Genomic DNA, 25,551 nt, shown 5'->3' with positions numbered 1-25,551 from the left:
GTTATCTCATACTGGCACTATTACCTGCCCCAGATCCGGCAGCAGGCAGAACTTCTCCCGTTAATTTGTCCACTTTGGCCACTTTAACCGGTGCATCAGGCCGCAGGAAAATCAAACCGGTGGTTGCCACCGTGTCCCCCCGCTGCAGCCCTTGGGTCACTTCCACTACGTTGGCGTTCCGTAAGCCGGTTTTCACATCTTTGAAAACCGCCTTTCCATTCTCAATAACAATTACCTGGCTTCCACGGGTTTGCGGAATGACTGACTGTGTCGGTACCACCAGTGCATTCGTGGTGTTGATCACCAAGTTTACTTTTGCAAAGCTACCAGGCCGCAAATTCGCCGAATTATTAGCGACCCGCGCCCGAATCCGCAAATTCCGGGTCGCTTCTTCCACGCCGGGTTCAATCGCATAGACCGAACCGTTAAACACCTTGTCCGAGCCGTCGATCAGGAACGAAATTGTGCTACCGATCTTCACCGCCGATCCGTACTTCTCCGGAACCGAAAAATCCAGCTTCATGGAGTTGGTTTGCTGCAACCGCGCAATCAGCGTATTCGGATTGACAACAGCCCCTAAACTCACGTTCCGCAAACCGATTGTTCCGGAAAACGGCGCCCGGATTTCAGTCCGGCGGATAGACGCTTTGGTCAATTCAATATCGGCCAGTGTGCTCTTCAAATTGGTCGAGGCAATATCGTATTCCTGCTGGCTGATCCCACCTCGCTCGAGTAACTGTTTGTTACGCTCTTCGGTTCGACGATTATTTTCTTCAACGGCTTTTAATTTCTGCAATTGTGCCTGTAAGTCACCGTCATACAGTTTCACCAGCAACGTGCCCTGACTAACGGAACGCCCTTCCTGAATGTTTAATTGCACAATCCGACCCGAAACTTCGGGGTAAATATCTACCTGTTCAGCAGCAATCAGCGAGCCCGTCGCTACCACTTCATCTTTCAGATTCTGCGAAGCAACCACAAACACATTGACGGGTGTTGGTCCACCAGCACCCCGGCCACCAGCTCCGCCGGGGCCACCTGGACCACCGCCAGCCTGCGCACCACCCTTACCGCCGGGTCCTCCGCCTGATTGTTGTTTAGAGACCTTGTTGTAATAAATAATGCCGCCAACAACCAGCAGCACTAATCCAATTGCAATCCACCTTTTCACAGAAATAAATGTTGAACTGAGCGCGGTATTACGCCCACTGGGAAAGTAACGTCCGACAGTGCTTTACTGTCGAATTTTGATTTTTCAGCTAACTTAGCACCGAAATTACGGCATAACAACAAACCATGACAGTTGACGAATACATAAATCGACAAACCCCGGAAATTCATCGCCTATTGGACCATATACGTCGATTAATCCTGGAAGCCGCTCCTCGTATTCAGGAGAAAATTAATTGGGGAGTGCCCTTTTATTCGCATAAAGGGCAGCTATGCTACCTCAACCCGCTCCGGAGTTCCGAGGTAGCGGTTGATCTCTGTTTTCTACGCGGTTACGAACTGACCAACGCGCAGAATGTCCTCGAAAACCGGGGCCGCAGAACGGTCCGGTCGCTGGTTATCCGGGCGGGCGAGGTGAACGAGGAACTGATTCGGGAGTTGCTACAGGAAGCCATTCAGCTCAACGAAACCTCGAAGGAAAAACCGGCGACGTTTCAGCGAAAAAGGGATTAGCGGCCGCACAATTTGCGGTATTCACACCATTCGCAAATCTTTTTTTCGGTCGTTTTTCGGAACGGCTGATCCGGATCAAACAAGTCAGCGATGATTTTTCGGAGATGATTTTCCGTCTGTCTCACAAATTCTTCCGGTGATCCCAGATAGAGCTTGTTTTCCAGAAAACCGCCTTCCAGATTCCGGAAAGAGTAAAAACCGGCCACAACCCGGGTGTCGGTTCCGTCGATCCATTGCTTATCGAACTGAAGACCCCGGTTTTGCAGCATTTTCTTATAAACCAGGTATTGGTACAGCCACAACTGGCGGGCCTTGTCCTTTTGCGAATCGGTCAGCAGCAGATCAATGCTTTTTACGTCGGCGTCCCGGGCTTCCACCTTACCGGTTTTATAGTCGGCCACCCGAATCAGGGTTGAGCCGTCGGCTTGCCGCAGCCGCTCAACCCGGTCGATTTTCCCGGCAATCCGGACGCGCAGGGGGCCAATGGCGGTGTCGACATCCAGGCTGGTGTCCCATTCTTCTTCGGTTTGGAGCACTTCCAGATTAGTGCCGTACGTCTCCGTCTGGAGGGTGTTAAAACGCACCATCAGGTCTTCGCCAATCCGGTACAGCAACCGATTGACGCCCGACTCAGTCACCCGGTTTTTGAACTGCTCCTCGTAGTTGTGTTTGAGCGTGGTGGTCACGGTTTCGGCGCTGACCTCCTGCCCCACCATCCGGTACTGCTGGTCGAGCATTTCGAGTGTGTTATGAATCCACTGCCCAAATTCGGCCGCGTCCATCTCGTCGCTGACGTCCTCGTCCTCCTGCATACTGATCACCCGGCTGAAATAGTACTTAAGCGAACAGCTTAGAAAGTTATTTAACAAGGTGGGATAAAGACCACCATACGTACGGTTTTTAGACGGATTAAACTGACCCGCTAATTCTTTTCTCAATTTTTCCAGAATAGCCTCGCTTTTCGGAATTTCGAGCGAATCGTCGGAGTCCAGCACTGGTTTTTTCTCGGCCTCCTGCCCAAACCGCACCGTCGGGTAACTGATGGTTACCATGCCTTTCGAAGCCGGAACGAGTTCGTGTTCAAGCTGGCGGATGAACCGGCTTTTCTCGCCCTTGCTGGTTCCGTAGGCGTCGGCGGAGGTCACATAAAGCAGCGAAACCTCTTTGGCGCGTTGCAGCAACCGGTAAAAGTGGTACGACATGACCGATTCCTGATCCTGATAGGTTGGCAAACCAACGGCCATACAGGCGTCGAAAGGCAGCAGGGAATTCAGCTTCCGCGACTGGGGCAGAATGCCTTCGTTCACCGACAGAATGATCAGCCGGTCGAAATCCAGCGCCCGCGTTTCGAGCATCCCCATCACCTGCAACGCACTGCCGCCCTCACTTTCGAACGGGATGCTGGTCTGCCGGATCAGTTCGTACAGAAACTGCTTGAGACTCCTGATGTCGACCAGTTCGTTGCGGTCTTCCCGTTCGAGCGTGGTTTCCAGCTGGCGCAGCAGATTCTGAAACAGGTACAGGTATTCGGCTTCGATGGCATCCTGCTGCTCGGCATAGACTTCTTTCAGCACATCAATCAGGGCGTAAAACTGACGGATCACGACCAGCGGTTTGTCGTCGGGCCACTGGCGGAACAGCACCTCGAAAAGCGGGTCGTTTTCGCCCATCTGGATCAGTTGCCGCTCGTCCAGGTAGACCAGGTTATCGGTGGTGATGTTGCTGAGTGTCTTCTGAATAACGCGGGGCACGGTATCGCCCAGCGTGTTTATCTTCACCCGCTCGTACTGCCGGACAAACGGATGATTCAGGATTTTGACAACGTGCCGGTAATGAAATTTAGGGATAAAAACCGTACCACTGCCGTCTTTTTTCTGAAACCCCACCACCGTCCGCTGCATTTCGAACAAGGCGTCAACCAGGGTATATAAATGGGAATTCTGCAACGAAAGCCCCATCGTCACGTTCAGATCGGTTACCAGTCCGCCGAGCGAATACAACACGGGTAACAACAGCGTTTCGTCGCCCAGCACCAAAGCGGTGGTGCCGCCGTCGGAACCCGCTTTCTGGCGGTATAACTGGCTGGCCACTTTGGCCTGCATACTGGCATTCGGAACGCCTATGACCTGAATGTTTTTGGGTGTATTCGTCAGCAGGTTCTGCTCCCAGGTCCAGGGGCCGCTCCAGCCTTCGGCCTTGTAGGTCCGCAGCATTTTTCCAGCTTCCTGGCGTCTCGACTGCATGTAGTACGCGTCGGTATCCCAAAGCATTTCAGCTTTCTGCGCCTTGACCAGCGTTTTAACAATCTGCTCCTCCGACTTGCTCAGGGCGTTGAAGCCCACAAAGTACAGTTGTTCGTACGCCGGATTATCGCGCACTTTCTCCTCAATCTGCTCGGCCAGCAGCCGGTAGGCCATGCCCCGGTACGCCCAGCCCTTGGCCAGCAGCCGTTCGTGCAGGGCCTGATAGGCGGTTTCCAGATTCTCGAATAACTTGAAATACCGTTGTGTACCGGCGGTTTCGAGCTTCGCCGTGCGTCCATCCGGAATTTCCAGTTTCCAGCGTTCGAGGGCTTTGGCCGCCGTCAGGTAGCTGAACAGTTCGGAGGGCGAAATCAGGTACTGGTCGATGCGGTCGAAGTCGGTCAGGAGCACGCTGGCCCAGTTCAGAAACCGTCCGAATTCCAGCGACGCATCAATCTCTTTGAAGACTTCGTATAGCTCAAACAGCAGACTAACCGGATCGATCAGCAGCACCCCCGCGCTCTGAGTAATGAAGTCATCGACGGCCAGCACATGGGGCGACAAAAACGGTGTATCGGCCTGTTCGCTAAGGTGTTGCTGAAAGACCGAAACCGCCCGGCGCGTTGGTACAATTACCCATACGTTGTCCATCTGCGTTTGATGGCGCTGGAAAATATGCTGGGCAACCTCACTTAAAAATGACATTTTACTAGACTAAAAAGTGTAATACCGACTCAGTGGAACCGGTCGGCCCGCACTTCCATCGTTTTCATAATTTCCGCTTCGGCTTCCAGCAATTCCTTCCAGCGTTTGCGGACCTTCTCTTTGGGCACGTATTCTTCGGCCAGGTCGATAAAGTTGCGGTAATGACCTGCTTCCGAAATCATCAGTTCGCGGTAAAATTTCTGAAGGTTTTCGTCCGTCAGACTTTCCGACAGCAGCTTAAACCGCTCGGCGCTGCGGGCTTCGATCAGGGCGTTGAGCAGAAGTTTTTCCATCAACTGCTCGTTGCGATCGCCCGGTTTGCGCAGAATTCCCTGCAATTGATTCACGTACTCGTCCTTCCGGGGTTTGCCCAGCGGAATATTCCGTTTGCGAAGTTCTTTCAAAACGCGCTGAAAATGCCCCCATTCTTCGGCCACCACCGGCGTCAGCACCTCCACGAGCTTTTCGTGTTCGGGATACTGCACAATCAGCGAGATGCACGACGATGCGGCTTTCTGTTCGCAAAAAGCGTGATCGATCAGAATATCACCCAGATTCATCTTCGCAATATCAACCCAGCGCGGATCGGAAGGAAGTTCTAAGCCTAAGGTCGTAATCACAGTTCAATGAGTTTTTCCAGTTCAGAATCCCAGCGGTAGGGCGAGTTGGCGGTCTGGTAGAAGCCACCCAGCCAGCGTTCCACCGGATTAAGTTGCCGGCGTCCGGAAATGATGTCGGCCCCGGCTTCGGTCAGGCTCACACCCTCGTCGGTATAGGTCCAGAGTTTGCCGTTCAACTGCCGGATGTACTCGGCAACGCTCAGGTCGGTTATGCCGTAAAGGCGGTCCTGCTGCAAATAGCGTTCAATCAGCCGGGCTTCGGGCAACGGTCCTTCCATCAGAATGGCCGTCAGCAGGTGTTCGATCAGGTTCAGGTGGTTGCTGGTAAACGGAAACCGTTGCAAATGATGCACCAACGCGTTTTTCAGAAACCGTAGTCGCCCAAAATCCGCATTGAGCAGTTCTTGAACCGCCATCGGCTCCGGTCCGGCGTAAGCTCGCCAGACCCGTGCGGCCACCTCCAGTTCGTGCGGAGTCAGTTCTTCGGCCTGCAAATACAGCGTTGCCAGTTGAGCGCCCGTCAGTTGGCCCATGCCCTTAAAAAACGGTTCGCCCGGCACCGAATCGACCGACACCTGCTTGATTCTGGTCGTACCGTGCGGTTGCTGGGCCAGTTGCGCCAGCAGAAAAACCAGGTTGATCTGGCAGAACAGGTCGTGCTCAAACCAGAGATAAACCTCGTCGTAATCCGACGGATTCGCCAGTTTTTCCAGTTCCTGAACCACCTGCTGATCATACGTATCCGCGGCCAGATCGCCCGCGTAGACGGCAAGCCACGCCCGGCGAATAGGCCAGAGTTCGTCGCGTGAAACATCAGCCCGGACCGGACCTTCCGACAGGGCTTCGCGCCAGATGAGCACACCCGACGGATCGGATGGCTGAACGATATTCGACTGCGCAAAAGCCTGGGCCGTTGCGTCGCCGTTGAGGATATGCAGGGTTTTCACAGTTCGAATTTAATCAAATAATAACCAATGTACCCCAAAAGATACGGACCGGCTGATGGTTCGGAAATACGGTGCGCTGTAATACACCTGGCCGAACAGTTCCTGATTGGCGTGGGCCATTTTCAGGAAAAGTCGCACCCGGTTGATCCGGAAGTTGGCAAACGGTTCGGCCAGAATATAATCGTCCAGCCGGACTTCGTTCTGGAGGTGATACTGCTGCGTCAGCGGCATGTACTGATCGGCAAAGTAAGCCGATTTGTAATGGGCCTGAATCCCCACGAGCACGTACAGTTTTTTGAACAGCAGAAAACCGTATTCCACCTGCGCATTGGCAAACAGTTGCGGAACCCGCAGCACCTCGTCGCGCGAAACCAGCGTATGATAGCCCTGCCCCACCAGCCGGAATTTGCCCGCCCGGAACTCGAGCCCTAACCCCGTCCGCAGCACACTGAATGCCTCCGAAAGCTGCTTCGGCCTGGCGAGTGTATCGAAATAAATGTAATTGGTCAGCAGGTAATAATCCAGACTGGGACTCACTTTGAGCTTACCCAGCCGCACATTCAGCATTCCATACACGTGCTGGGTGCCGCGCAAATCGAACTGCGATGCCAGGCGGCTGACGTGATCCCACTGGTAAATGTTGCTGATGTACCGTTCCTGAAGCAAGGTTGGTGAGGCAAATATACTCTCGTAACCCGCCACCAGAAACCGGCTTTCGAGCCGGCCCTGGAGCCGGAAGTCGCGCCCCAGCAGGTACTCCATTTCGGCCGTTACACGCGTCAGGCTGTCGGGGAAATAATAACCCAGCCAGCCGCCCACGTAGGTTTCGAACCGACTGCTTTTGTAACTTTCTTCCGGCAAAAGGCGAGCGGCATTGTATTTATTCGTCAGGCCGTACAGCCGGTTTCGGAGCCAGGCCCGGTAATTAAACGCCGACCGACGCAGCGAAAACTGGCCCTTCAGCCCAATCTGGTTATCCAGCGACCGGAACAACGTTGTCTGGCGGGTTTCGACGCTATCGTACACAAAATCGGGATACAGCGGTTTTCGGGCCGGATTCGATGGATCGGGAAGTGCCAGCCCCTGGGACAGATCGGTATCCGTGTAGCGGTAACTCTGCGCCCGAAAGTCGAGGGTATGGTATACCTGAAAAGCCGTATCAAGAACATACTGCTGGTACAGGTGCAGTTCGTTTCGCTTTTCGTGGGAGTTGGCGTTCGTCAGAATCGGATCTCGCGCAATACTGGGATCAGCTACGTTCGCGGAGATGGTATCGGGTTCGACAATACCGCCCTGCTCAATTGTACGGTGGTTGAGATTATTATAGTGGGTCAGTAACGTATACTTGCTTGTTTTGGAGCGATAATTGGCGTGGGCCACAAAATTCCAGTTTTCGGCCAGCCGCGGTGTTGTCGTAACGTTTCCTCCGGTATTTCCAGAAAACTGCACGTCCGAGGTCATCCGCTGGATGTTGAATCCGGCGTTAAAACGGGGATTGATGTTGCGGGAAAAATCAAAATTTACCATGTTCTGCCCGCGCCCCCCCAATACCAGATACATGTTGGTATAAGGCGAGCGGGTGTCGAAATACCGAATCGTTTGGGTCTGATACCCGTAGAGGCCGTACGCATTCAGGCCCGTCTGGGAGCCAATGGCGGGGATTTCATAAAAAACAGGTCGCAAAGCTGTTCCCAGGTTACCCAAATCCGTGTACAGGTAGTTATAACGACTCAGGTAATTGGTGCGCTGAACGTCTTCGAGGGTTGTGTCGATTGGAAAGAGCGTTTTGCGGTTATTCAGAACATCGCTTTCCAGAAAATACCGGGTGGTGGTTGGCCCATAAATCAGCTTGGTCGAATCGTCGAGAATTGCCCCCCCGGAATTTGCCCCTTGGCTACCCGTACTGGTAGCTTGCCCGGGAGAGCCCATCCGGTTGCCGCCAAACTGCGGTAATCGCGTCGGCATTTGGGCCTTTGCCGGCAGGATTCCCCAGATAAATAGAATACTTAGACTCAGTATAGAAAGACGACGCATATTGTCTGAACTAGGATTTCGTCAATTTATTGATTCGGGCTGACTACTTTTTCGGTTATTAGGATTTTTTAACACCCACACTACCCCGATTGAATCGGTCGGGGCCGGTTTGCTCAATGATTTTTTTAAACTCCGCTTCGCCACTTAAAAACGTGATTTCGATCGGCAGATAGTGAAACCGGGAAGCATCCGCTCCGGTTTCGGCCAGCAGCGGAGCCAGCTTTACAAAGTCTTTCTCGGTGGTCAAAACCGTTCCATCGGCTGGTAACACGCGCACAATGCGTTCCAGATCGGGGGCCGTATACCGGTGGTGGTCAGCAAACCGCAGATGATGAACCAGATCAAAATGCGTTTTCACATACTGCTCGAGCGGTTCGGGCCGGGCAATACCGGATACCAGCACCACGCGGTTTCCGGCTTTTTCGGAAGTCTCCACAAAGCTCACCGGGCTTCCATACCGCAATCCCGTAAAAAAAACCGGCACCCCGGCCCGGCTATACACCCGGATTCGCTGCTGAATCGCCTGTTGTTCGCTGACTTCCAGTTCATCAGGGCACTTGGTAACCAGAACGACATCCGCCCGCCGGGCACCGTGCCGCCGTTCGCGCAGCCGCCCGCCCGGAAAAGGCTCATCGTCGTAAAAGGGTCGGTTATAATCCGTCAGCAGCAGGTTCAACTGTGGCCGAACGGGCCGGTGCTGAAAGGCATCATCCAGCACAATCGCCCGCCAGTCGGTCCGAATTGTCAACAGTTTCGGGATGGCTTCCGCCCGTTTTTCTCCCACGCTCACCAGTACATCTCCCCCGTTGATTCCAGGCTTTTCTGCATGTTTTCGGTACAGCAGGAGCGGCTCATCCCCAACGGTATCGGCGGTATCAGCATCCGTCACAATCCGAAACCCGCGCGTTCGCCGACCGTACCCCCGGCTGAGGGTGGCAACCGGTCCGGTCTGTTTCAGCAGATTCACCAGGTAATCGACATGGGGCGTTTTGCCGGTTCCGCCAACGGTCAGATTCCCTACAGCAATGGTGTAGGTTGCGGGCCTTAACGATGAAACAACGCCACTGTCATACAGCAGGTTACGAACATCGGTAATACCGCCATACAGCCAACTTAAGGGTTTCAGCACGTGGTCAAGCACTAAGATTTGCGTAATATTTTATGAATAGACCTATCCAGTAACCCCCAAAATTACTACTTTTAATGGTGAAAGCCCGTTCTTCTACCGTATCCCATGAGTCTCAAGGCCGACTTCTTTAAATACACATTGCATTTTACGTTCGAGGCCGGAACGTCACGGGGTACCTTAACCCAAAAGGACAGTTATTTCGTCCGGATTTGCGACGATGAAGACCCATCGGTTGTTGGCTGGGGCGAGTGCGCACCACTTCGGGGCTTAAGCATCGACGACCGCCCGGACTTTGCCGAACAGCTTCGTCACACCTGCGACCTGTTCAATCAACTGGATTTACAGCTTTTTCACTGGAACATCCCGATTGTGCTGCAACTCATCAGCGATCGGCTACCGTCCATTCAGTTTGGTTTTGAAACCGCCATGCGCGATTACATCAACGGCGGTACGCGCACGGTTTTCGAGAATGAGTTTGGGAACGGGGCCAGGGCCATCCCGATCAACGGTCTGGTCTGGATGGGTAAGCCGGATTTTATGCGCCGGCAGATTGAAGAAAAGCTGGAAGCCGGTTACACGACCATTAAGCTAAAGATTGGCGCCATTGATTTTCAGCAGGAATGCGCCCTGCTTGACTCCATTCGTTCGCGTTTCAGCGCCGATCAGATTACTATTCGGGTTGATGCCAACGGCGCTTTTTCGCCCGATCAGGCTCTAACGAAACTCAACCAGTTGGCCACTTACGGCATTCATTCCATCGAACAACCCATTCGGCAGGGACAACCCGAACTGATGGCCGAGCTGTGCCGCCAGTCACCGGTTCCGATTGCGCTGGATGAAGAGCTGATCGGGCACATGGAATACGTTGATAAAATGCGGTTATTAAAAAAGATTCAACCGCAGTTTATTATCCTGAAACCCACTTTGCTGGGCGGCTTTATTCATTGCAGCCAATGGATTGAAATTGCCAATCTGCTCGGCATCGGCTGGTGGATTACGTCGGCACTGGAGTCAAACATTGGCCTCAATGCCATCGCCCAGTTTACGGCCCAGTTTAAAAATCCACTGCCGCAGGGACTCGGTACCGGCCAGCTCTACCACAACAACATTGAAAGTCCGCTGAGAATCGAAAACGGCTTTTTGAAAACCGACTTGTCGAAACCGTGGAATCTTCAGGCGTTGAAAACAGGCAAGAGCGTCCGGGTTGAAAATTAATTACCGTTCTCCCTTTCGCAGCGTGCTCCACCCAATCCAGGCGATATAAAGCGGCTGAAAAAATAACCGTGACCAGACGTACCAGGGCGATGCCGGTAAGCCGCCCGGCGGAGGCAACTGATGAATGGCGACGTTGATATTGGCCGGAAACATTACGATCAGGAGCAGAATCAGGCCCCAGCCCGCCAGTCGCCGTACCCCCGGAATCAGCAGACCGATTCCACCCGCAATTTCGGCCACACCGCTGATAATGACCAGTTCATGGGCATAGGGAAGCCAGCCCGCAATCATGTATTCCATTTTTTCAGGCGTCGCCAAGTGCGAGATACCGATAACTGTAAAGGCCAGAGCCGCAGCCAGTCGGCCTTTTCGGGTGTGCGATGCCAGTTCCCGGCGAAAGGCAAAAAGGGAGGTAAGCCAGAGAAGGCTCCAGAGCGTGAGCAATAAAAGAAAAAAAGCCATGTCCGTATCTGAATGATCGTCGGCAAAAGTAGACGGGGGCCAAACCGCAAAAAATAACGTATGTTAGAAAATCGCGGCTATAGCTGCTTCCGGATGCGGCTCAAACTTTCGGGGTGAATACCGAGGTACGAAGCAATCGTTTTGACAGGAAGTTGCTGAATCAGTTCGGGTTGGCGTTGCAGTAAGTCCAGATACCGTTCTTCGGCGGTCTGGCTCAGGAACCGGATTTCCCGTTGCGTCCGGGAAATGTACAGCCCTTCAGCAAACAACCGCCCAACTTTATTGCTCTCCTCGTCCTGCCGGTAAAACGCCTGCAAAACATCATAATGGATGCGCAGTGCTTTGGTAGGAAACAACGCCTGAATAAAAATCTGCGAAGGCTGGCGGGTCAGAAAAGAAACGTAGGAAGAAACAAAATGGTCGGCAAACCATAAATCGAGGCACATTTCACGGCCTTCCTTCGCAAAAAAAGACGATGTTCCGCCCTCTACAATAAAATAAAGGTAATTTTCAAGCTCGCCCGCCCGAATCAAAAAACTCTTTTTAGGATACGTGACGTACTCAAACGCGCTGCTGAACGACTCCCACCGGTCGGATTTGGGCCCGATGGTGCGGTTCATGTACGCACGCAGCTGATCACGATAGCCCGGGTTCATGGCTTTATACCCAGCTAACGCCTTTCTTCAGCGCATTGAGCGTCTGTTCTTCCAGGCTACCCGGTTCGGGCTGGTAATCATATACCCAGTTGGCTTGCGGGGGCATACTCATCAGAATGGACTCCGTCCGACCGTTGGTTTCCAGTCCAAATTTAGTGCCCCGGTCCCAAACCAGATTAAACTCCACGTACCGCCCACGGCGCAGCATCTGCCATTTCTTCTCGGTTTCACCAAACGGCAGCGCCCGGTTTTTCTGCATAAAATGGGTGTAGATGGGCGCAAACGCATTGCCGACCTCCTGCACAAAAGCAAACAAAGCCGCCTTATGGTCGTCGTTTTCCGGACGCAGGTAATCGAAGAAAATACCGCCAATGCCGCGGGTTTCGGCCCTGTGACGAATGAAAAAATAATCGTCGGCCCAGGCTTTGTAGGCCGGATAATAAGCCGGATCGTGCCGGTCGCAGGCCGTTTTCAGTTGCTGATGAAACCAGCGGGCATCCCCGGCATTCACGTAGTGGGGCGTCAGGTCAATACCGCCCCCAAACCAGCTTTGCCCGGTACTGAGTTCAAAATACCGGACGTTCATATGAATGATGGGCACCATCGGGCTGTGCGGATGCAGCACAATGGAAACCCCGGTGGCGTAAAAATCAGCCGGTTCATGGGTGTTCATCTGCTTCAGAACGGCCTCCGATGCCGCACCGTGAACCGCCGAAAACAGCACCCCTCCTTTCTCAATTACATCGCCATTTTGCAGAATACGCGTACGGCCACCTCCGCCCTCCTGACGCTCCCAAAGGTCTTCGCGAAAACGCCCCGAACCGTCAGCGGCTTCGAGCGCCTGGCATATAGCGTCTTGTAATTCAGTAAAATAGGATGTAATGTGTTGTTTATCGACAATCATTCGGAAGGAGGTCTGTTTGGGAGGGCAAAGATAAGATGCCCATTAGATAACTTTTTTAATTTTTTTAATAAATCCCCTTTCTATACGCTGTCTGGTAACTAATCAGCCGGAGCGTTTGCGGGTGAGGTGATCGTTATTCCGTGATCTTCAGCGAAAACCGTACGGGCCGTGGCTTGTCGATCATCATAAGCAAACCTTGTTCGGTTAGTTGCTGAAGCAGTTTACTGGCCCGGTATTCGGAAATATTCACCAACTGAGCGTACTGTTTAGCCGTGATAAAATCAGTTTTCCGGAGTACCTGGATTAAGTTACGGACGTTCGTGGATTGTAATAATTGGCTGTCTGGCAAGCTGGAGCTGTTCAGCATCAGCCGGTTAGTCGGAATAGACTTATCTTTGGCGCGAACGTAGATCGTGCGGTTTCCGCGTTCATCAATGGCGTAGTGTGGTTTTTCTTCACTTTCCGGAATATCGATCAGAAGAACCTGCCGACCCGCTTCCTGAATCACTTCGTAGCTGATGGAGATTGCCGGGTCGATCAGGAAATCCGTTGCTTTTTCAATTTTCTGCATCTCGTGCAATTCCGATTCGACGCCCGACACCCGGCCGTCGTCCGACACACCGACGATTAATAAACCACCCGACGTATTGGAGAAAGCCGTCAGCGTCCGGGCAATCCGGTACGCCGTATGAATGGTGGATTTGAACTCGAGTCGGGTGCCTTCTCCCTGAGCAATCAATTCGGCGAGGTTATACCGCATACCTTTCAAATCAGAAAAATCAAAGCCTTTGTTCGATAATTAATGCCCCCACAAATATTCATTCGTGTACATCCAACTTTTTCTACCCTATTTACTTAAATTTGCTATTCAGACCATCACTGAATAGTCCTTTTTCTGACTTTTGCAGTATTGGTTTGAATGAGTTCATTTCATAGTACGATAGATAAATCTAGCAAAGCCCGGTTGCACTGCAGCCGGGCTTTGTAGTTTTGTATAAACTAAGAAAACCTGCGTTATTAGCTGCAATTTAAGCCCTTGATAACACATCATTCCTACGCTCGCAATGAAATTTATTTACGGCCTGTTTTTCATCCCCCTTATGGCGTGCCAATCTGGTCAGCGCGAAAACCAGCTTCCATCCAATGCGTACCGGGATCTCTTGATTGACCGGGTTGTTTGGGAAAAAGGCGATTCTAAAAACGTAAAAGACACCGCAACGAATCTACACACGTTCACGCTGACGAATACTTCCGACGCCTATGCGTACCGACAGATTGAAGTGCGGTTTAATTACTTCGACAGTACCTATCATAAAATCGGTTCCTCGCAAAAAATACTGGACAAAACCATTGGTCCACGGGCCGCGCTGATCGTGGGTAAAATTCAGGACGGAAAAGTCCAGGCCGGGGCCAAATCCTCGACAGTTACTATTGTCAACGCCGTCGCTGAGCGGGCGGAACCCGAAAAATAAGCAAAACGCCGTGTACTGCCTGCGTTTAATATGTGCTTTATACACATTGTTACCTGCTGATTACGTGCATGTTATAAGATTAGAAAAAATTTAATATTAAAAAAATGGTGATAAAACCGCATTATTGATCTCTTATTAATTGGAGGATAACACCTGTTGCTCCTTCTTATTAATAGAGATTGGTAAGTGGAACAACCCGGCCAGCTTGGCCGGGTTTTGTTTTTCAGACAAACTCCCGATTATTTTTGGTACCTTTACCAGCCGTATGTCACTGTTTATTTCTTCCCTCAATTCGGGCAGCAATGGAAATTGCTATTACGTCGGCAACGAGCAGGAAGCGGTTCTAATCGACGCCGGGATTTCCTGCCGCCAGGCCGAAACGCGACTCCGTCGGCTGGGGTTACCGATCCGAAACATCAAAGCCGTTTTTATTTCCCACGAGCACTCCGACCACATCAGCGGGCTATCGCAACTGGCCGGAAAATACCAACTGCCGGTTTTCATTACGCCCGAAACGCTGCAAAATACACGCCTGGTGCGGCACGTTTTCCCAATCCGACCTTTCAGCAGCCACGAGCCCGTCCAGATTGGCGACCTCAGCATCACGGCCTTTCCGAAATACCACGACGCGGCTGATCCTCACAGCTTTATGATTTCCTGTCGGGGGACCAACGTGGGCGTGTTTACCGATATTGGCGTTCCCTGCGATCAGCTCATCCACCACTTCAGCCAGTGCCACGCGGCTTTTCTGGAAACCAATTACGACGAAGAAATGCTGGCCCAGGGGCGGTACCCGTACTTTCTAAAACAGCGAATTCGGGGCGGCAAAGGGCATTTGTCCAACCAGCAGGCGCTTGACCTGTTTCGGGCGCACAAACCGGCTTTCATGAGCCACGTCCTGCTGGCGCATCTGTCGAAAGACAACAACTGCCCTCAACTGGTCCGGGATTTGTTCCTGCCGCATCTCAATACCACTGAATTGATTGTGGCGTCCCGTAACGAAGAAACCCCGGTTTTCCGGATTGGTGCCAATTAGAATTCGATGCCGGACACCGGACAGCCCGTTCTTCCTTGATACGGTAACAGGTTTCTGCAACAGGCGACTGGACAAGCTATGAAAATATGTTAAACTTTTATACTTGATAGTACTTTCATATTAAAATCAAGTACTACTCAGGAGGCTCCTTCAGGAGACATATATAGATTGGTAACTAGACAGAGCCCGGTTAGTCAACCGGCTTTTGTTTTTGGGCTATTTATTGAATTTGATTCGTACAATTTTTTCACCTAGTACACTAAACATGCTTAGTGCCTGGTCTCTATTAATAAGGCATACCGAAAATGTTTGAATCGATCCGTTCCTATTTCCGTTTAAATCGGCTTGCGAAAGCTATCTACGAAGCTCAGCAGAATCAGTATCCCACTTTTGTTCAGGCTGCACAGGCCTGTCATAAACTAATTCGTAAAACCAGAAAGGATTATTCTATTGTCAAACATCAGCAGGATGAGGTATACTGGGTGGTGCGCGCCAAATCGGCGAAGGCATTAGCTCAAGAGGGGCATACGATTTTATAAGATTATTCCGTTCACCACAGGAATTCTTTTGAGTGGTCAGGACCGCATAGTGAAAGATTCTAAATCACTTATAACAAACGGCTGTACGATTTGGCCTTTTTTTTGAATATGGAATAACGGTAAACAGCAACAATCCACTTGGAACTTCTGGATGGTTTTTAGGTTTGTATAATCCATAGCTATGATTTTTACTTTCACTATTTTACAGCCAGAAGGAAAGATCCAGACATTTTCCATTCGCACCGAATCCGTGGAAGAATCTCTGGAAGAAATAGCTCCTATCCTCCTATTCGGACGTACACTGCTCTTTGCCTCCCTTAAAAAAAGCAATGACGTTTTAAAGATTCTGCCCATTGATGTAGTCGAAAATGAATCCGTAGCGGATTACCTGCAACGACTGCAAAGGGAGTGGATAGCGTATGTTGAATCCAACGTTTAAGCCTGTCCTTCTGTAGATAATAGAATAGAAAGGCGGTGTATTGGATTGTGATGGAATGAATCGAGCTTATTCTTTTATATTTCCAGACAGTAGGAAAGAGTAAAAACATAGACGTTTTAAGAGCTTCCTTTTCTGACTGTAGTTACCATTCTTCCTACTATTCTGCTCATCGGCATGGTTCTGTTTGAGGTAGGAGTTCCAGAACAAAATGGGTCACCAGTTTAATCCCTGCTTTTTGTTGAATAACTAAAGTCCATAAAACGAGGGGTGGCCGTCAAGAAAATCGTTACTTCTCTAATTCGCTATATCGGTTAACGAACAGAAATCAAGGTGCGGTAAACGGGTGTAATTTGCCCCCAAACGTACTCCCACTCAAGCCCAAAAATAAAAAACCCCTCCACAGTGTCGTAGAGGGGTTTTGGTGGAGACGCAGGGAGTCGAACCCTGGTCCAGACAAGGAAACCGTCGTGCTTTCTACATGTTTAGATGCGATTGGGATTGTCGGGAATCGGTCAGGCTCGCATCAGGCCAAACCTCATCCGTAGGTGCTTGTGTCTTACTCGGCCGTTAACACCATAAACCGAGCCAGTACTGCGAGTCGATGCCTCCGATTCCAGCCAGCAGTACAGAAGCCGGGGAGACAATGGCTATTGCTTAATCCTCCGGATTAGGCAGCCATGGCGTAGTTATATTCGCCAGTTATTGTTCGAAGGTTTGTTATACAGGAAATGCCCTCAACTCCCGACATGCTTACACGCAGCATCAGCAAGCTGTCAATTCCGGTCGTCCCCGGATGCGTGTCTTTAAACAACACAAAGGTAGAAAAATTAGTTTGCCTTTGCCGCATCAATTTTTTCCAAAGCCGTCAGGCTCCCCAGCCAGGCCGTGTACAAACCCGTCTCAATCTCTACCGCCCGCTCGGCATGGATCTGCCACGCATCCCCGAAAAAGGTTTCCATCTGCCGCAGCATCTCGGCCAGGTGCCCCTCCTCCTCCACAATAATCGACCGCACATTGACTTTGCTGCCCGCTTCGGTCAGCACCTCCTGGTATACCGGATACAGCTCGTCGGCCCGCACCTCAATGGCGTAGGTTACCAGCAGGTAAGCCGCGTATTTCAACTCCGCTCCCGACAACTGTAAGGCGGTTTTCAGATACCGGCACACCTGCACATCGAGCCGGTTCAGGTACGCGTGGCTGTCGGTAGGTGCCAGCAAATAAGCCGGTTCGTAGGTTGGGCAGTCGGCTTTCGAGAGCTTCTGAATCTGTTTTTTAAGGTAATACGCATGGCGGGCTTCTTCGGCCGCGTGTTTGAGCATCAGCAGATCGACGGTGGTTTTGGGTTCGGCGGCCGAAATTTTGCGGGCACCGGTATTTTCCATCATCGACAGGGTATTCAGCCAGCGGGCGTGCAGCGCATCGTCGGCCACAACTTGGGTTAGCAGGTGTGTAAATTCCATTTGAATACTTGAATAAATCTCCCGCAAAGATACGGCACAGGCTTGGCTATCAGGCGGTTTTTTTTGTACTTTTGAAGCTTTGTAAAAGTCTATTTGAAATCCAAATTTTCATAAGGCGGTTTTCTAAAACACGGTTTTCTTACTAACCTCTATGTATTCTTCCAACTCCCAATTCTCGTTGCGCTTTCGGGCGTTTCGGTCGTGGATGCTGGTGTGTTGCCTCACCGCTTCGTCCCTGTGGTCGATGGCGCAGACACCCCAGAAACGATTATTAGTTTTCTCCAAAACCGCCGGTTTCCGGCACACGTCGATTCCCGCTGGACAGGTGGCCATCATGAAACTGGGCAAAGAGAACGGTTTTGCAGTGGATACCACCGAAAATTCGGCCCGATTCACGGAAGACAACCTCAAACGGTACAGCGCCGTCATCTTCCTCAGCACCACCGGCGACGTGCTGGACGATGCCCAGCAGGCGGCTTTTGAACGCTACATTCAGGCGGGTGGCGGTTACGTCGGCATCCACGCGGCCGCCGACACCGAGTACGACTGGCCCTGGTACGGCAAGCTGGTCGGCGGGTATTTCGCCAGCCACCCCGGCAACCCCAACGTGCAGGAAGGCGAAGCGTACGTGACCAATAAAAACCACGCGTCGATGTTCGGTTTTCCCGAAAAGTGGAAGATTAAAGACGAGTTTTACGACTTCAAAAATTTCAATCCCGATGTAAACGTGCTCGTCAAAATCGACGAAAAAACGTACAAGGAAGGGAAAATGGGCGACAACCACCCGATGTCGTGGTACCACGATTACGACGGCGGCAAGGTGTTTTACACCAACTTCGGTCACCCCGACGAAACGTTTACCAACCCGGTTTACCTGAAGCATTTGCTGGGCGGTATTCAGTCGGTTGCGGCCACGAAACTGGATTATGCGAAAGCCAAAACGCAGCCGTTCCCGGAAGAAAACCGGTTTAACCGGGAAATTCTCGCCGAAAAGCTCGACGAACCGACGGAACTCGTGGTGCTTGACAATGGCAAGGTGCTGTTCACCGAACGCAAAGGCGCCCTGAAACTCTACGACCCCAAAACCAAAGCCGTGAAGGTGGTCGCCAATATTCCGGTGTACACCAAGCAGGAATACGGTTTGATGGGCATGAACATCGACCCGAAATTCAAGGAAAACCAGTGGCTCTACCTGTATTATTCGCCCGACGCGGCCAAGTGGAAAGCCGATACGGCCCAGCACTTGTCGCGGTTTAAATTTGACGCTGAGAAAAACGAACTGAAATCGGAAACCGAGCAGGTGCTTCTGCGGGTGCCGGTGAAACGCGACGATAAATGCTGCCATACCGGCGGTTCGATTGCCTGGGACAAATCGGGCAACCTGTACCTCTCGACCGGCGACGATACCAACCCGTTCGAGTCGAAAGGCTTCAGCCCCTCCGACGACCGCCCGGGTCGCGAAGGCTTCAACGCCCTGACGACTTCCAGCAACACGATGGATTTGCGGGGTAAAATCCTGCGCATCAAACCGCTCGACAACGGCACCTACGAAATTCCGGAAGGCAACCTGTTTCCCAAAGGAACCCCCAACACCCGGCCCGAAATCTACGTCATGGGAAACCGTAACCCGTACCGCATTTCGGTGGATCAGCGCACCGGTTTTCTGTACTGGGGCGAAGTGGGGCCGGATGCCGCCAACGACATCGACAGGTTTGGGCCGCGCGGCCACGACGAAGTAAACCAGGCCCGCAAAGCCGGTTATTATGGCTGGCCGCTGTTTGTGGCCGACAACCGGGCGTACCGTCAGTTCAATTTTGCCGACAGCACCTCCGGCCCGTCGTACGACCCGGCCAAACCGATCAACCCATCGCAGCGGATTCAGGGATTGCGGGAGTTGCCCCCGGCGCAGAAAGCGTTTATTTACTACCCATACGCCGACTCACCAGAGTTTGGCCCGATTGTCGGCAAAGGCGGTCGGAATGCGATGGGAGGACCGGTTTACTATTACGATGATTATGCGGATAGCCCGGTGAAATTTCCGCGCCATTACGACGGTAAATTCTTTGCGTACGACTGGATTCGCGACTGGATTCACCCGGTAACCATGACGAAGGAAGGCGATTTTGTGAAGATGGAAACGTTTATGCCCAACACGAAATTCAGCCACCCAATCGATATGCAGTTCCACAAAGACGGTTCGCTGTACGTGCTGGAGTACGGAAGCAACTGGTTTGCGCAGAATGACGACGCTCGATTGACGCACATTACCTACAACGCCGGAAACCGCAAACCGGTAGCGATTGCCAGCGCCAACCAACTCGTCGGGGCGGCTCCGCTGGCCGTTCGATTTACGTCGAAAGGTTCGATGGACTACGACGGTGATGCGATCAAATACGAATGGACATTTGGCAAAGGCTTACCGAAAAGCACCCAGCCCAACCCGACGTTTACCTACGCCAAGCCGGGCGTTTACCAGCCCACGCTGAAAGTAACCGATGCCGCCGGAAATGTTTCGATCAAGCAACTCGAAGTTCGGGTTGGTAACGAAACACCGAAAGTGGAAGTCGCCGTGAAAGGCAACAAAACGTTCTATTTCGATAACAAACCCGTTGAATACGAGGTAAAAGTGGCCGACAAGGAAGACGGCACCCTGGCGACGGGCAAAATCAGCCCGGAAGATGTCACGATGACGATCAACTACCTCGAAGGCTTCGACAAGACGCTACTGGCGCAGGGCCATCAGGCCAATGTTGGTTTTGCGACCGGTAAACGCCTGATTGAACTCAGCGACTGCAAAGCCTGCCACAGCATTGATAAAAAGTCAATTGGACCGGCGTATCAGGATGTAGCGAAGAAATACGCCAAGGAACGCCGGACGGAAATCGTCAACAAACTGGCCCGGAAGGTGATCGAAGGCGGTGGCGGTGTCTGGGGTGAACAGGCCATGAGCGCCCACCCGCAATTGAAGGAAGACGAAGCCAAGGAAATGGTAAGCTACGTCATGTCGCTGGCCGACAAAAAACAGGCCGACAAAAAACCGCTGAAAGGCTCATATACCACGTCGGCGAAAGAAAAAGACGGTTCGTATTTGTTCTCGGCCAGTTATACCGACAAAGGCAGCAGCGTGATTGGGCCGCTGACGGGTACCTCGACGGTCGCCCTGCGCAGCGCCAAAATGAAAGCCGCCAGCTACGACGGCAGTAAGGACGTATCGAAATACAAACTGCCGTCGGGCAACGAAATCGTTTTTGGCGCCCAGTCGAACAGCTATTTCTTCTTCAATGATATTGACCTGGCCGGGATCAACAGCCTGACGGTGATGGGCTCAGCTTCGTCGCAGTATATGGCGGGTGGTAAACTCGAAATCCGCCTTGATTCACCAACGGGTACGCTGGTAGGGTCGGCCGATGTGAAAAGTGATAAGATGGAAGCCGTCAATATACCGGTCAAGACACCGGTAACCGGATTGCATAAGTTGTATTTCGTTTATGTAAACCCCAGTGCGGGCGGTAAACCACTTTTTGCGCTCGACGGCATTCAGTTTAATGCCCAGTCGATGTAAACCGGTTTTTCTCAAAACCATTCCAACAAAAACCGCCGTGATCCATGATCCGGCGGTTTTTTATTGGTAAAGCTTCATAAACCCTGCTTAAGTTATGTAATACTTTTATAGTCCCATTTTCGTCATCTGAATAGCCATCTTGTGGATTGAAATAGAAAACCTTCATAGAATGTATCTCCGGTTTTAGGTTTGTTTCCGGATAAACAACAGATACGTTTTATGAACTCTAAATTGTGTTTTATTGCGGCCCTGCTGCTTGTGGGCTGTTCCAAAGACCCGTCGGATATCGGCGGGGACCAAACCGCCAACTGGGGTGAGCAGCCCGCTTTACCGACCGTAACGGGTGAAGCAACGTTCACGCTCAAAGCCGCCGATGATTACGTCAGCGTCATGGGAAACACCACACCCCGCATGCCAAACTTCCCGGCGTTGAAACCCAAAAAAGGCGTTGTCAGGGGTTATGTGGCCGATTTAAGCGGCAAGCCGTTACAGGGAGCCTATATTGGCGTGCGCTCTACGGCAACCGGTGGGCTGTATTCGGGAGCCTCCGGCGAAACCGACGCCAACGGGTATTACGAAATCACGATTCCGTGGGGAGCCGCCGAGTTTTATGCCGCTGGTTATACGATTGATTACGGAGCCGGAAGAGCCATAATGAGTCTGGCATCGACCGACGGCAAAACGGGGAGCTTTCCGTCAGCCGACGGTTTAGTAAAAAATTTTGTTTTGTTGTCTTACGGTGTCTACAACAAGGAAGTGTACGGTCAGAAACCCCGCGACCAGTCCAATTACGCAGGCGGTTCTTTTTACATCACCTATAACGTGGGCGACCCTTCCGAGTATTACACCCCACCGAATTACCTTCCGGAAGGCACTGAAATTCAGATAACACTCACGCCCGACGAACCCGGTTTGTACGGCGAAAACAAAACGTTTGTCATCAATAAGACCGTAAGCCTGCAAAATTATAACATTCTCATTATGAACGTTCCGGTGGGGCGCTACACGCTCAGCGCAAAAGTAAAAGACGGAAAACCGCTGCAACTGGAAGCCGTGGGACGGTATGCCGGCACATCCCCCCACTACGGATTGAAACCGGCCAGGGCGGTCGGGTCGGCCAAACTGCTGTTCACGCCCGATACACGAACCGAACTTGCGATGGTTTTACCCAATTATAGCAACTGGGGAACGCTCCAGATTAAAGCAGATCGGATGGAATAAGTAAAATAGGGTGCCCGCCAAAAAGAAAGCCAGACGACGTTAAAGAGTCACCTGGCTTTTTTGATCGCTTACTAAACGGTTTATTTTACTAAAAATCAGACACCTTTCACAGTATCCCCGGTTAGTAGCGTTCGACTGATTATAAAACCCGGCTCGGGGCAGAATTGTTTAAAAAAATTCTAAAAATTTACCGGGCCCCTATTCGGTCACGCGTCAGTACGGCCAGAATAAACATGGCGATGGCGCAGATGGCCAGACCGCCGGATTCGCGGGCCAGTTCAATGTTGATGGTTTTCATACCCATTTCGTCGAGCAGGAATCCTTCAAAAGCCGGGGGCCACTGGTAAATGGCCGCTACCAAATACCCGAGTCCGGCCAGGATGAAAAACCACGGACGAACCGCATTGCCTAACGCCATGAAACTGGCAAACGCCCCTACCCCGTAAATCGGAATCCAGATCTGCGGATCAGGATCGTTATACTGAAAAACCGCAAAAAGAATAAAAAGAAGACCGAAGAAAATAGCGATTCCTTTACGCATAAGAAGTAAGAGTTAGGAGTGAAGAGTTAGGAGTGAAGTAAGCGTTACCAGCTCTTAATTCATAACTCTTCACGCTGTTTATTGACAATATTCCGTAATGTAAGTCTGGGCTTCGGCGTAGCCGAGCTGCTTGGCCTGTTTCAGGCTCAGGCAACCGGTTTCGCGCTGGTTCAGCATGATTTGAGTGACACCCAGAGCGTTGAAGGCTTTGCCAAATTTAGCATCCAGTTGGACGGTTTTGGTAAAATCATCGAGTGCTTCGGTAAATTCGTCCTGCTGAAACCGGATGTTCCCCCGGTTGAAATACGCCAGCGAGTTTTTCGGATCGCGCTCAATGGCCTGGTTAAAATCCGACAGCGCCGAGTTTAGATTTCCGGTATTGGCAAACAGCTGGCCGCGGTCGAGGTAAATATCCGAAACGTCGGGTGCCCGGCGGATGGCTTCCGAGAAGTCTTTCAAAGCTGCGTCGGTTTCGCCCCGGGCGGTTTTGAGCTTGGCCCGGTTGTAATACGGTTTGTAAAAATCCGGGCTCAATTTGATGGCGTGTTCATAATCGAGCAGAGCGTTCTCGTAGTCTTTCAGTTCAAAATAGGCCACAGCCCGGCTGTTGAACGCTTCGAAATTTCCGCCGTCGGCATTGATGGCGTCGTTTAACGGCTGAATGGCGTCCCGAAATTTGCCCTGCTGCATCAGCGCCCGCCCTTCCGCCAGCTTCTCTTCTGACGAGGTGCAGGCTTGCAGCAACGCCATACCAAGCAACAGACTGTACAAACGGAGATTTTTTTTCGTCCTGGGGCGATGGCAAAGTGCCCGGACGGTATGTAAAACAGTATTTATCATGGATTGAAAAATTTAAATTGACACAAAAGTAGTCCGGGACTTTTATTTTCTCACAAAAATTCCTAATTTTGCACCCGGCAAACAGGCACTACCAGCTCCTGCTGAATCCCCCAGGTCTTGACGGAAGCAAGGGTAGGTGGTCGTAGCGGTGAGATGTCGGTTTGCCTTTTTTTATTTTTCCCCCTCTCCCTTCGCGCCCACTTCCCGCATTCATTACTTCATTTTCAGATAAACAAAAGTTCAGGGTATCTTAATGCAAGATTATCTTTACTTTTGAAGCAATTCTGATACACACGTAACAGGGTACGGTTTTCAGAGTACGGTATTTCGACGGGCTCCTCTCCGAACGGGAAGGTGTTCGCATACCGTAAGCAAAACCCCAATCCTGCTTTATACCGACAACATGAAGTTTTTTATTGATACGGCCAATCTGAACGAAATTCGTGAAGCTCAGGACCTGGGTATTTTAGACGGTGTCACCACCAATCCGTCGCTGATGGCGAAGGAAAATATTACCGGCAGGGAGCGGATTATGCAACACTACAAAGCCATCTGCGACCTGGTCGACGGCGATGTCAGTGCGGAGGTGATTGCCACAACCTATCGGGAAATTATTGCGGAGGGTGAAGAACTGGCCGAAATTGACGATAAGATTGTTGTGAAGGTGCCGATGATTAAGGAAGGCATCAAGGCCATCAATTACTTTTCCGAAAAAGGCATCAAAACCAACTGTACGCTGGTTTTCTCGGCAGGTCAGGCGCTGCTGGCGGCCAAAGCCGGAGCCACCTACGTTTCGCCCTTCATTGGTCGTCTGGACGACATTTCGGTGGACGGTGTGGCCCTGATCGAGCAAATTGCGCTGATTTACCGAAACTACAACTACCCGACCGAAATTCTGGCGGCTTCCATTCGCCATCCGATGCACATCATCCAGTGCGCCGAAGTCGGAGCCGACGTAATGACCGGTCCGCTGAGCGCTATCACGGCCCTCTTCAATCACCCGCTCACCGACATCGGCCTCGCCAAATTCCTGGCCGACCACCAGAAAGTCAGCACCAAATAAGTTAAGAATTAAGAGTTAGGAGTGAAGAGTTGGCTAACGCGCGTTGTCTGTTTTCAACTCTTACTTCTTAACTCATCACTCTTCACTCAAAAATATGTTTTCTACCGAACCCGTTCTGTCACTGAATCAGGCTGATATTTACCAGGGAGGCCGGATTGTCCTGGGTGATGTGACGTTTGAGATTAATAAAGGTGATTTTGTGTTTTTGATTGGCCGGACGGGCAGCGGCAAAAGCTCCCTGCTGAAAACGCTGTATGCCGATCTGTGGCTGCAAGCGGGCACGGGCCGCGTGGCTGGTTTTGCGCTGGAAAAACTGAAACCCAAAGATGTGCCGTACCTGCGTCGGAAAATTGGTATTGTCTTTCAGGACTTCCAGTTGTTCATGGACCGTAATGTTGAGGAAAATCTGCGGTTTGTCCTGAAAGCCACCGGCTGGACCGATCAGACCAAGATGCGAAACCGGATTTCGGATGTGCTGATGCAGGTTGGGCTGGGCACGTTGCACAAGAAAATGCCGCATCAGCTATCGGGGGGTGAGCAACAACGCGTGGTGGTGGCCCGGGCCATGCTCAATGAGCCGATGATCCTGATTGCCGACGAACCGACCGGAAACTTGGACCCGGCTGTCAGTGAGCAGATTATGCAGGTTTTTCAAACCATCAACAATTCCGGCACCGCCATTCTGATGGCAACCCACAATTACGATTTTCTCCGCAAATACCCCGCCCGGATTCTGCGGGTTGAAGACGGAAAAGTACTTGAGCAGGGACTTTAGTTCGG

Annotated in this window: 24 protein-coding genes and 1 other RNA gene; 10 read left to right on the top strand and 15 right to left on the bottom strand. The window is 51.6% G+C overall.

All coding sequences use genetic code 11. The annotated features are described in order from the left end of the window. Position 1: 1 nt before the first annotated feature. Positions 2 to 1,171: an efflux RND transporter periplasmic adaptor subunit gene (locus LX87_RS21115; protein WP_111630253.1), complete on the bottom strand. Its 1,170-nt coding sequence runs from the start codon at positions 1,169 to 1,171 to the stop codon at positions 2 to 4. 125 nt (positions 1,172 to 1,296) lie between these two features. On the opposite strand from LX87_RS21115, the gene LX87_RS21110 reads away from it, so the two are divergent. After that, positions 1,297 to 1,683, top strand: a complete 387-nt coding sequence (locus LX87_RS21110) for a DUF1801 domain-containing protein (protein ID WP_111630252.1) — start codon at positions 1,297 to 1,299, stop codon at positions 1,681 to 1,683. Here the strand turns inward: LX87_RS21110 and LX87_RS21105 are convergent. The 5 genes from LX87_RS21105 to lpxK all read right to left on the bottom strand — a co-directional run bounded on the left by LX87_RS21105 (position 1,680) and on the right by lpxK (position 9,361). Further along, positions 1,680 to 4,631: a PD-(D/E)XK nuclease family protein gene (locus LX87_RS21105; RefSeq protein ID WP_111630251.1), complete on the bottom strand. Its 2,952-nt coding sequence runs from the start codon at positions 4,629 to 4,631 to the stop codon at positions 1,680 to 1,682. The two genes, LX87_RS21110 and LX87_RS21105, sit on opposite strands and share 4 nt — an antisense overlap. 29 nt (positions 4,632 to 4,660) lie before the next feature. Continuing rightward, the gene (locus tag LX87_RS21100; protein WP_111630498.1) at positions 4,661 to 5,248 is read right to left on the bottom strand and encodes a MiaE family protein; all 588 of its coding nucleotides are present in this window, start codon (positions 5,246 to 5,248) and stop codon (positions 4,661 to 4,663) included. Continuing rightward, on the bottom strand, positions 5,248 to 6,198 hold the full coding sequence (locus LX87_RS21095; protein ID WP_170139413.1) for a DUF1835 domain-containing protein: 951 nt from the start codon (positions 6,196 to 6,198) through the stop codon (positions 5,248 to 5,250). Before LX87_RS21095 ends, LX87_RS21100 begins: the two co-directional genes overlap by 1 nt. 9 nt (positions 6,199 to 6,207) lie before the next feature. Next, a complete protein-coding gene (locus tag LX87_RS21090) occupies positions 6,208 to 8,163 on the bottom strand; it encodes a putative porin (RefSeq protein ID WP_170139412.1) in 1,956 nt (651 codons plus the stop codon). 127 nt (positions 8,164 to 8,290) lie between these two features. Then, positions 8,291 to 9,361, bottom strand: a complete 1,071-nt coding sequence (gene lpxK / locus LX87_RS21085; protein WP_229310754.1) for a tetraacyldisaccharide 4'-kinase — start codon at positions 9,359 to 9,361, stop codon at positions 8,291 to 8,293. Between the two features lie 105 nt (positions 9,362 to 9,466). Between lpxK and menC the strand changes: the two genes are divergently transcribed. Further along, entirely contained in the window at positions 9,467 to 10,576 is a 1,110-nt protein-coding gene (gene menC, locus LX87_RS21080; RefSeq protein WP_111630247.1) for an o-succinylbenzoate synthase, read from the top strand. Here menC and LX87_RS21075 read toward each other — a convergent pair whose 3' ends face one another. The 4 genes from LX87_RS21075 to LX87_RS21060 form a co-directional block, all read right to left on the bottom strand. Continuing rightward, positions 10,577 to 11,038 (bottom strand): DoxX family protein, encoded by a 462-nt coding sequence (locus tag LX87_RS21075; RefSeq protein ID WP_111630246.1) that lies wholly within the window; start codon positions 11,036 to 11,038, stop codon positions 10,577 to 10,579. A 77-nt stretch (positions 11,039 to 11,115) separates the two neighbouring features. Next, a complete protein-coding gene (locus tag LX87_RS21070; protein ID WP_111630245.1) occupies positions 11,116 to 11,694 on the bottom strand; it encodes a Crp/Fnr family transcriptional regulator in 579 nt (192 codons plus the stop codon). A gap of 4 nt (positions 11,695 to 11,698) precedes the next feature. After that, on the bottom strand, positions 11,699 to 12,598 hold the full coding sequence (gene hemF, locus LX87_RS21065) for an oxygen-dependent coproporphyrinogen oxidase (protein ID WP_111630244.1): 900 nt from the start codon (positions 12,596 to 12,598) through the stop codon (positions 11,699 to 11,701). A 133-nt stretch (positions 12,599 to 12,731) separates the two neighbouring features. Continuing rightward, positions 12,732 to 13,358 carry an AlbA family DNA-binding domain-containing protein gene (locus LX87_RS21060; RefSeq protein WP_111630243.1) on the bottom strand — a complete coding sequence of 209 codons (627 nt, stop codon included), beginning with the start codon at positions 13,356 to 13,358 and terminating at the stop codon, positions 12,732 to 12,734. A gap of 340 nt (positions 13,359 to 13,698) precedes the next feature. On the opposite strand from LX87_RS21060, the gene LX87_RS21055 reads away from it, so the two are divergent. The 4 genes from LX87_RS21055 (at position 13,699) to LX87_RS21040 (ending at position 16,084) form a co-directional block, all read left to right on the top strand. Then, positions 13,699 to 14,070: a hypothetical protein gene (locus LX87_RS21055; RefSeq protein WP_146624523.1), complete on the top strand. Its 372-nt coding sequence runs from the start codon at positions 13,699 to 13,701 to the stop codon at positions 14,068 to 14,070. A 265-nt stretch (positions 14,071 to 14,335) separates the two neighbouring features. Then, positions 14,336 to 15,106, top strand: coding sequence for an MBL fold metallo-hydrolase (locus LX87_RS21050; protein WP_111630497.1), 771 nt, complete (start codon positions 14,336 to 14,338; stop codon positions 15,104 to 15,106). Positions 15,107 to 15,411: 305 nt separating this feature from the next. After that, positions 15,412 to 15,645 (top strand): hypothetical protein, encoded by a 234-nt coding sequence (locus tag LX87_RS21045; protein ID WP_111630241.1) that lies wholly within the window; start codon positions 15,412 to 15,414, stop codon positions 15,643 to 15,645. Between the two features lie 250 nt (positions 15,646 to 15,895). Then, on the top strand, positions 15,896 to 16,084 hold the full coding sequence (locus LX87_RS21040) for a hypothetical protein (RefSeq protein WP_146624522.1): 189 nt from the start codon (positions 15,896 to 15,898) through the stop codon (positions 16,082 to 16,084). 419 nt (positions 16,085 to 16,503) lie between these two features. Here LX87_RS21040 and ssrA read toward each other — a convergent pair. Together ssrA and LX87_RS21030 are read right to left on the bottom strand one after the other, a co-directional pair. After that, positions 16,504 to 16,875: a transfer-messenger RNA gene (gene ssrA, locus LX87_RS21035) on the bottom strand. 36 nt (positions 16,876 to 16,911) lie between these two features. Then, the gene (locus tag LX87_RS21030) at positions 16,912 to 17,544 is read right to left on the bottom strand and encodes a hypothetical protein (RefSeq protein WP_111630496.1); all 633 of its coding nucleotides are present in this window, start codon (positions 17,542 to 17,544) and stop codon (positions 16,912 to 16,914) included. A 205-nt stretch (positions 17,545 to 17,749) separates the two neighbouring features. Here LX87_RS21030 and LX87_RS21025 point away from each other — a divergent pair, with 205 nt between their 5' ends. Then, complete coding sequence (locus LX87_RS21025; RefSeq protein ID WP_229310769.1) at positions 17,750 to 21,106, top strand: ThuA domain-containing protein; 3,357 nt, start codon at positions 17,750 to 17,752, stop codon at positions 21,104 to 21,106. Here LX87_RS21025 and LX87_RS28610 read toward each other — a convergent pair. Then, positions 21,087 to 21,272 carry a hypothetical protein gene (locus LX87_RS28610; RefSeq protein ID WP_146624521.1) on the bottom strand — a complete coding sequence of 62 codons (186 nt, stop codon included), beginning with the start codon at positions 21,270 to 21,272 and terminating at the stop codon, positions 21,087 to 21,089. The genes LX87_RS21025 and LX87_RS28610 overlap by 20 nt on opposite strands. A 53-nt stretch (positions 21,273 to 21,325) precedes the next feature. Here LX87_RS28610 and LX87_RS21020 point away from each other — a divergent pair, with 53 nt between their 5' ends. Next, entirely contained in the window at positions 21,326 to 22,327 is a 1,002-nt protein-coding gene (locus tag LX87_RS21020) for a peptidase associated/transthyretin-like domain-containing protein (protein WP_111630238.1), read from the top strand. Between the two features lie 187 nt (positions 22,328 to 22,514). Here the strand turns inward: LX87_RS21020 and LX87_RS21015 are convergent, their stop codons facing one another. Both LX87_RS21015 and LX87_RS21010 read right to left on the bottom strand, forming a co-directional pair. Further along, entirely contained in the window at positions 22,515 to 22,868 is a 354-nt protein-coding gene (locus LX87_RS21015) for a transmembrane 220 family protein (protein WP_111630237.1), read from the bottom strand. A gap of 78 nt (positions 22,869 to 22,946) precedes the next feature. After that, a complete protein-coding gene (locus LX87_RS21010; protein ID WP_229310753.1) occupies positions 22,947 to 23,639 on the bottom strand; it encodes a tetratricopeptide repeat protein in 693 nt (230 codons plus the stop codon). A 472-nt stretch (positions 23,640 to 24,111) separates the two neighbouring features. On the opposite strand from LX87_RS21010, the gene fsa reads away from it, so the two are divergent. Both fsa and LX87_RS21000 read left to right on the top strand, forming a co-directional pair. After that, positions 24,112 to 24,771, top strand: coding sequence for a fructose-6-phosphate aldolase (gene fsa / locus LX87_RS21005; protein WP_111630235.1), 660 nt, complete (start codon positions 24,112 to 24,114; stop codon positions 24,769 to 24,771). Positions 24,772 to 24,865: 94 nt separating this feature from the next. Further along, the gene (locus tag LX87_RS21000; protein WP_111630234.1) at positions 24,866 to 25,546 is read left to right on the top strand and encodes a cell division ATP-binding protein FtsE; all 681 of its coding nucleotides are present in this window, start codon (positions 24,866 to 24,868) and stop codon (positions 25,544 to 25,546) included. Positions 25,547 to 25,551: the final 5 nt, after the last annotated feature.

Source organism: Larkinella arboricola, from assembly GCF_003259745.1.
In the GTDB taxonomy this organism is placed as follows: Bacteria; Bacteroidota; Bacteroidia; order Cytophagales; family Spirosomataceae; genus Larkinella; species Larkinella arboricola.
This window is presented reverse-complemented; position numbering and strand designations above follow the sequence as displayed.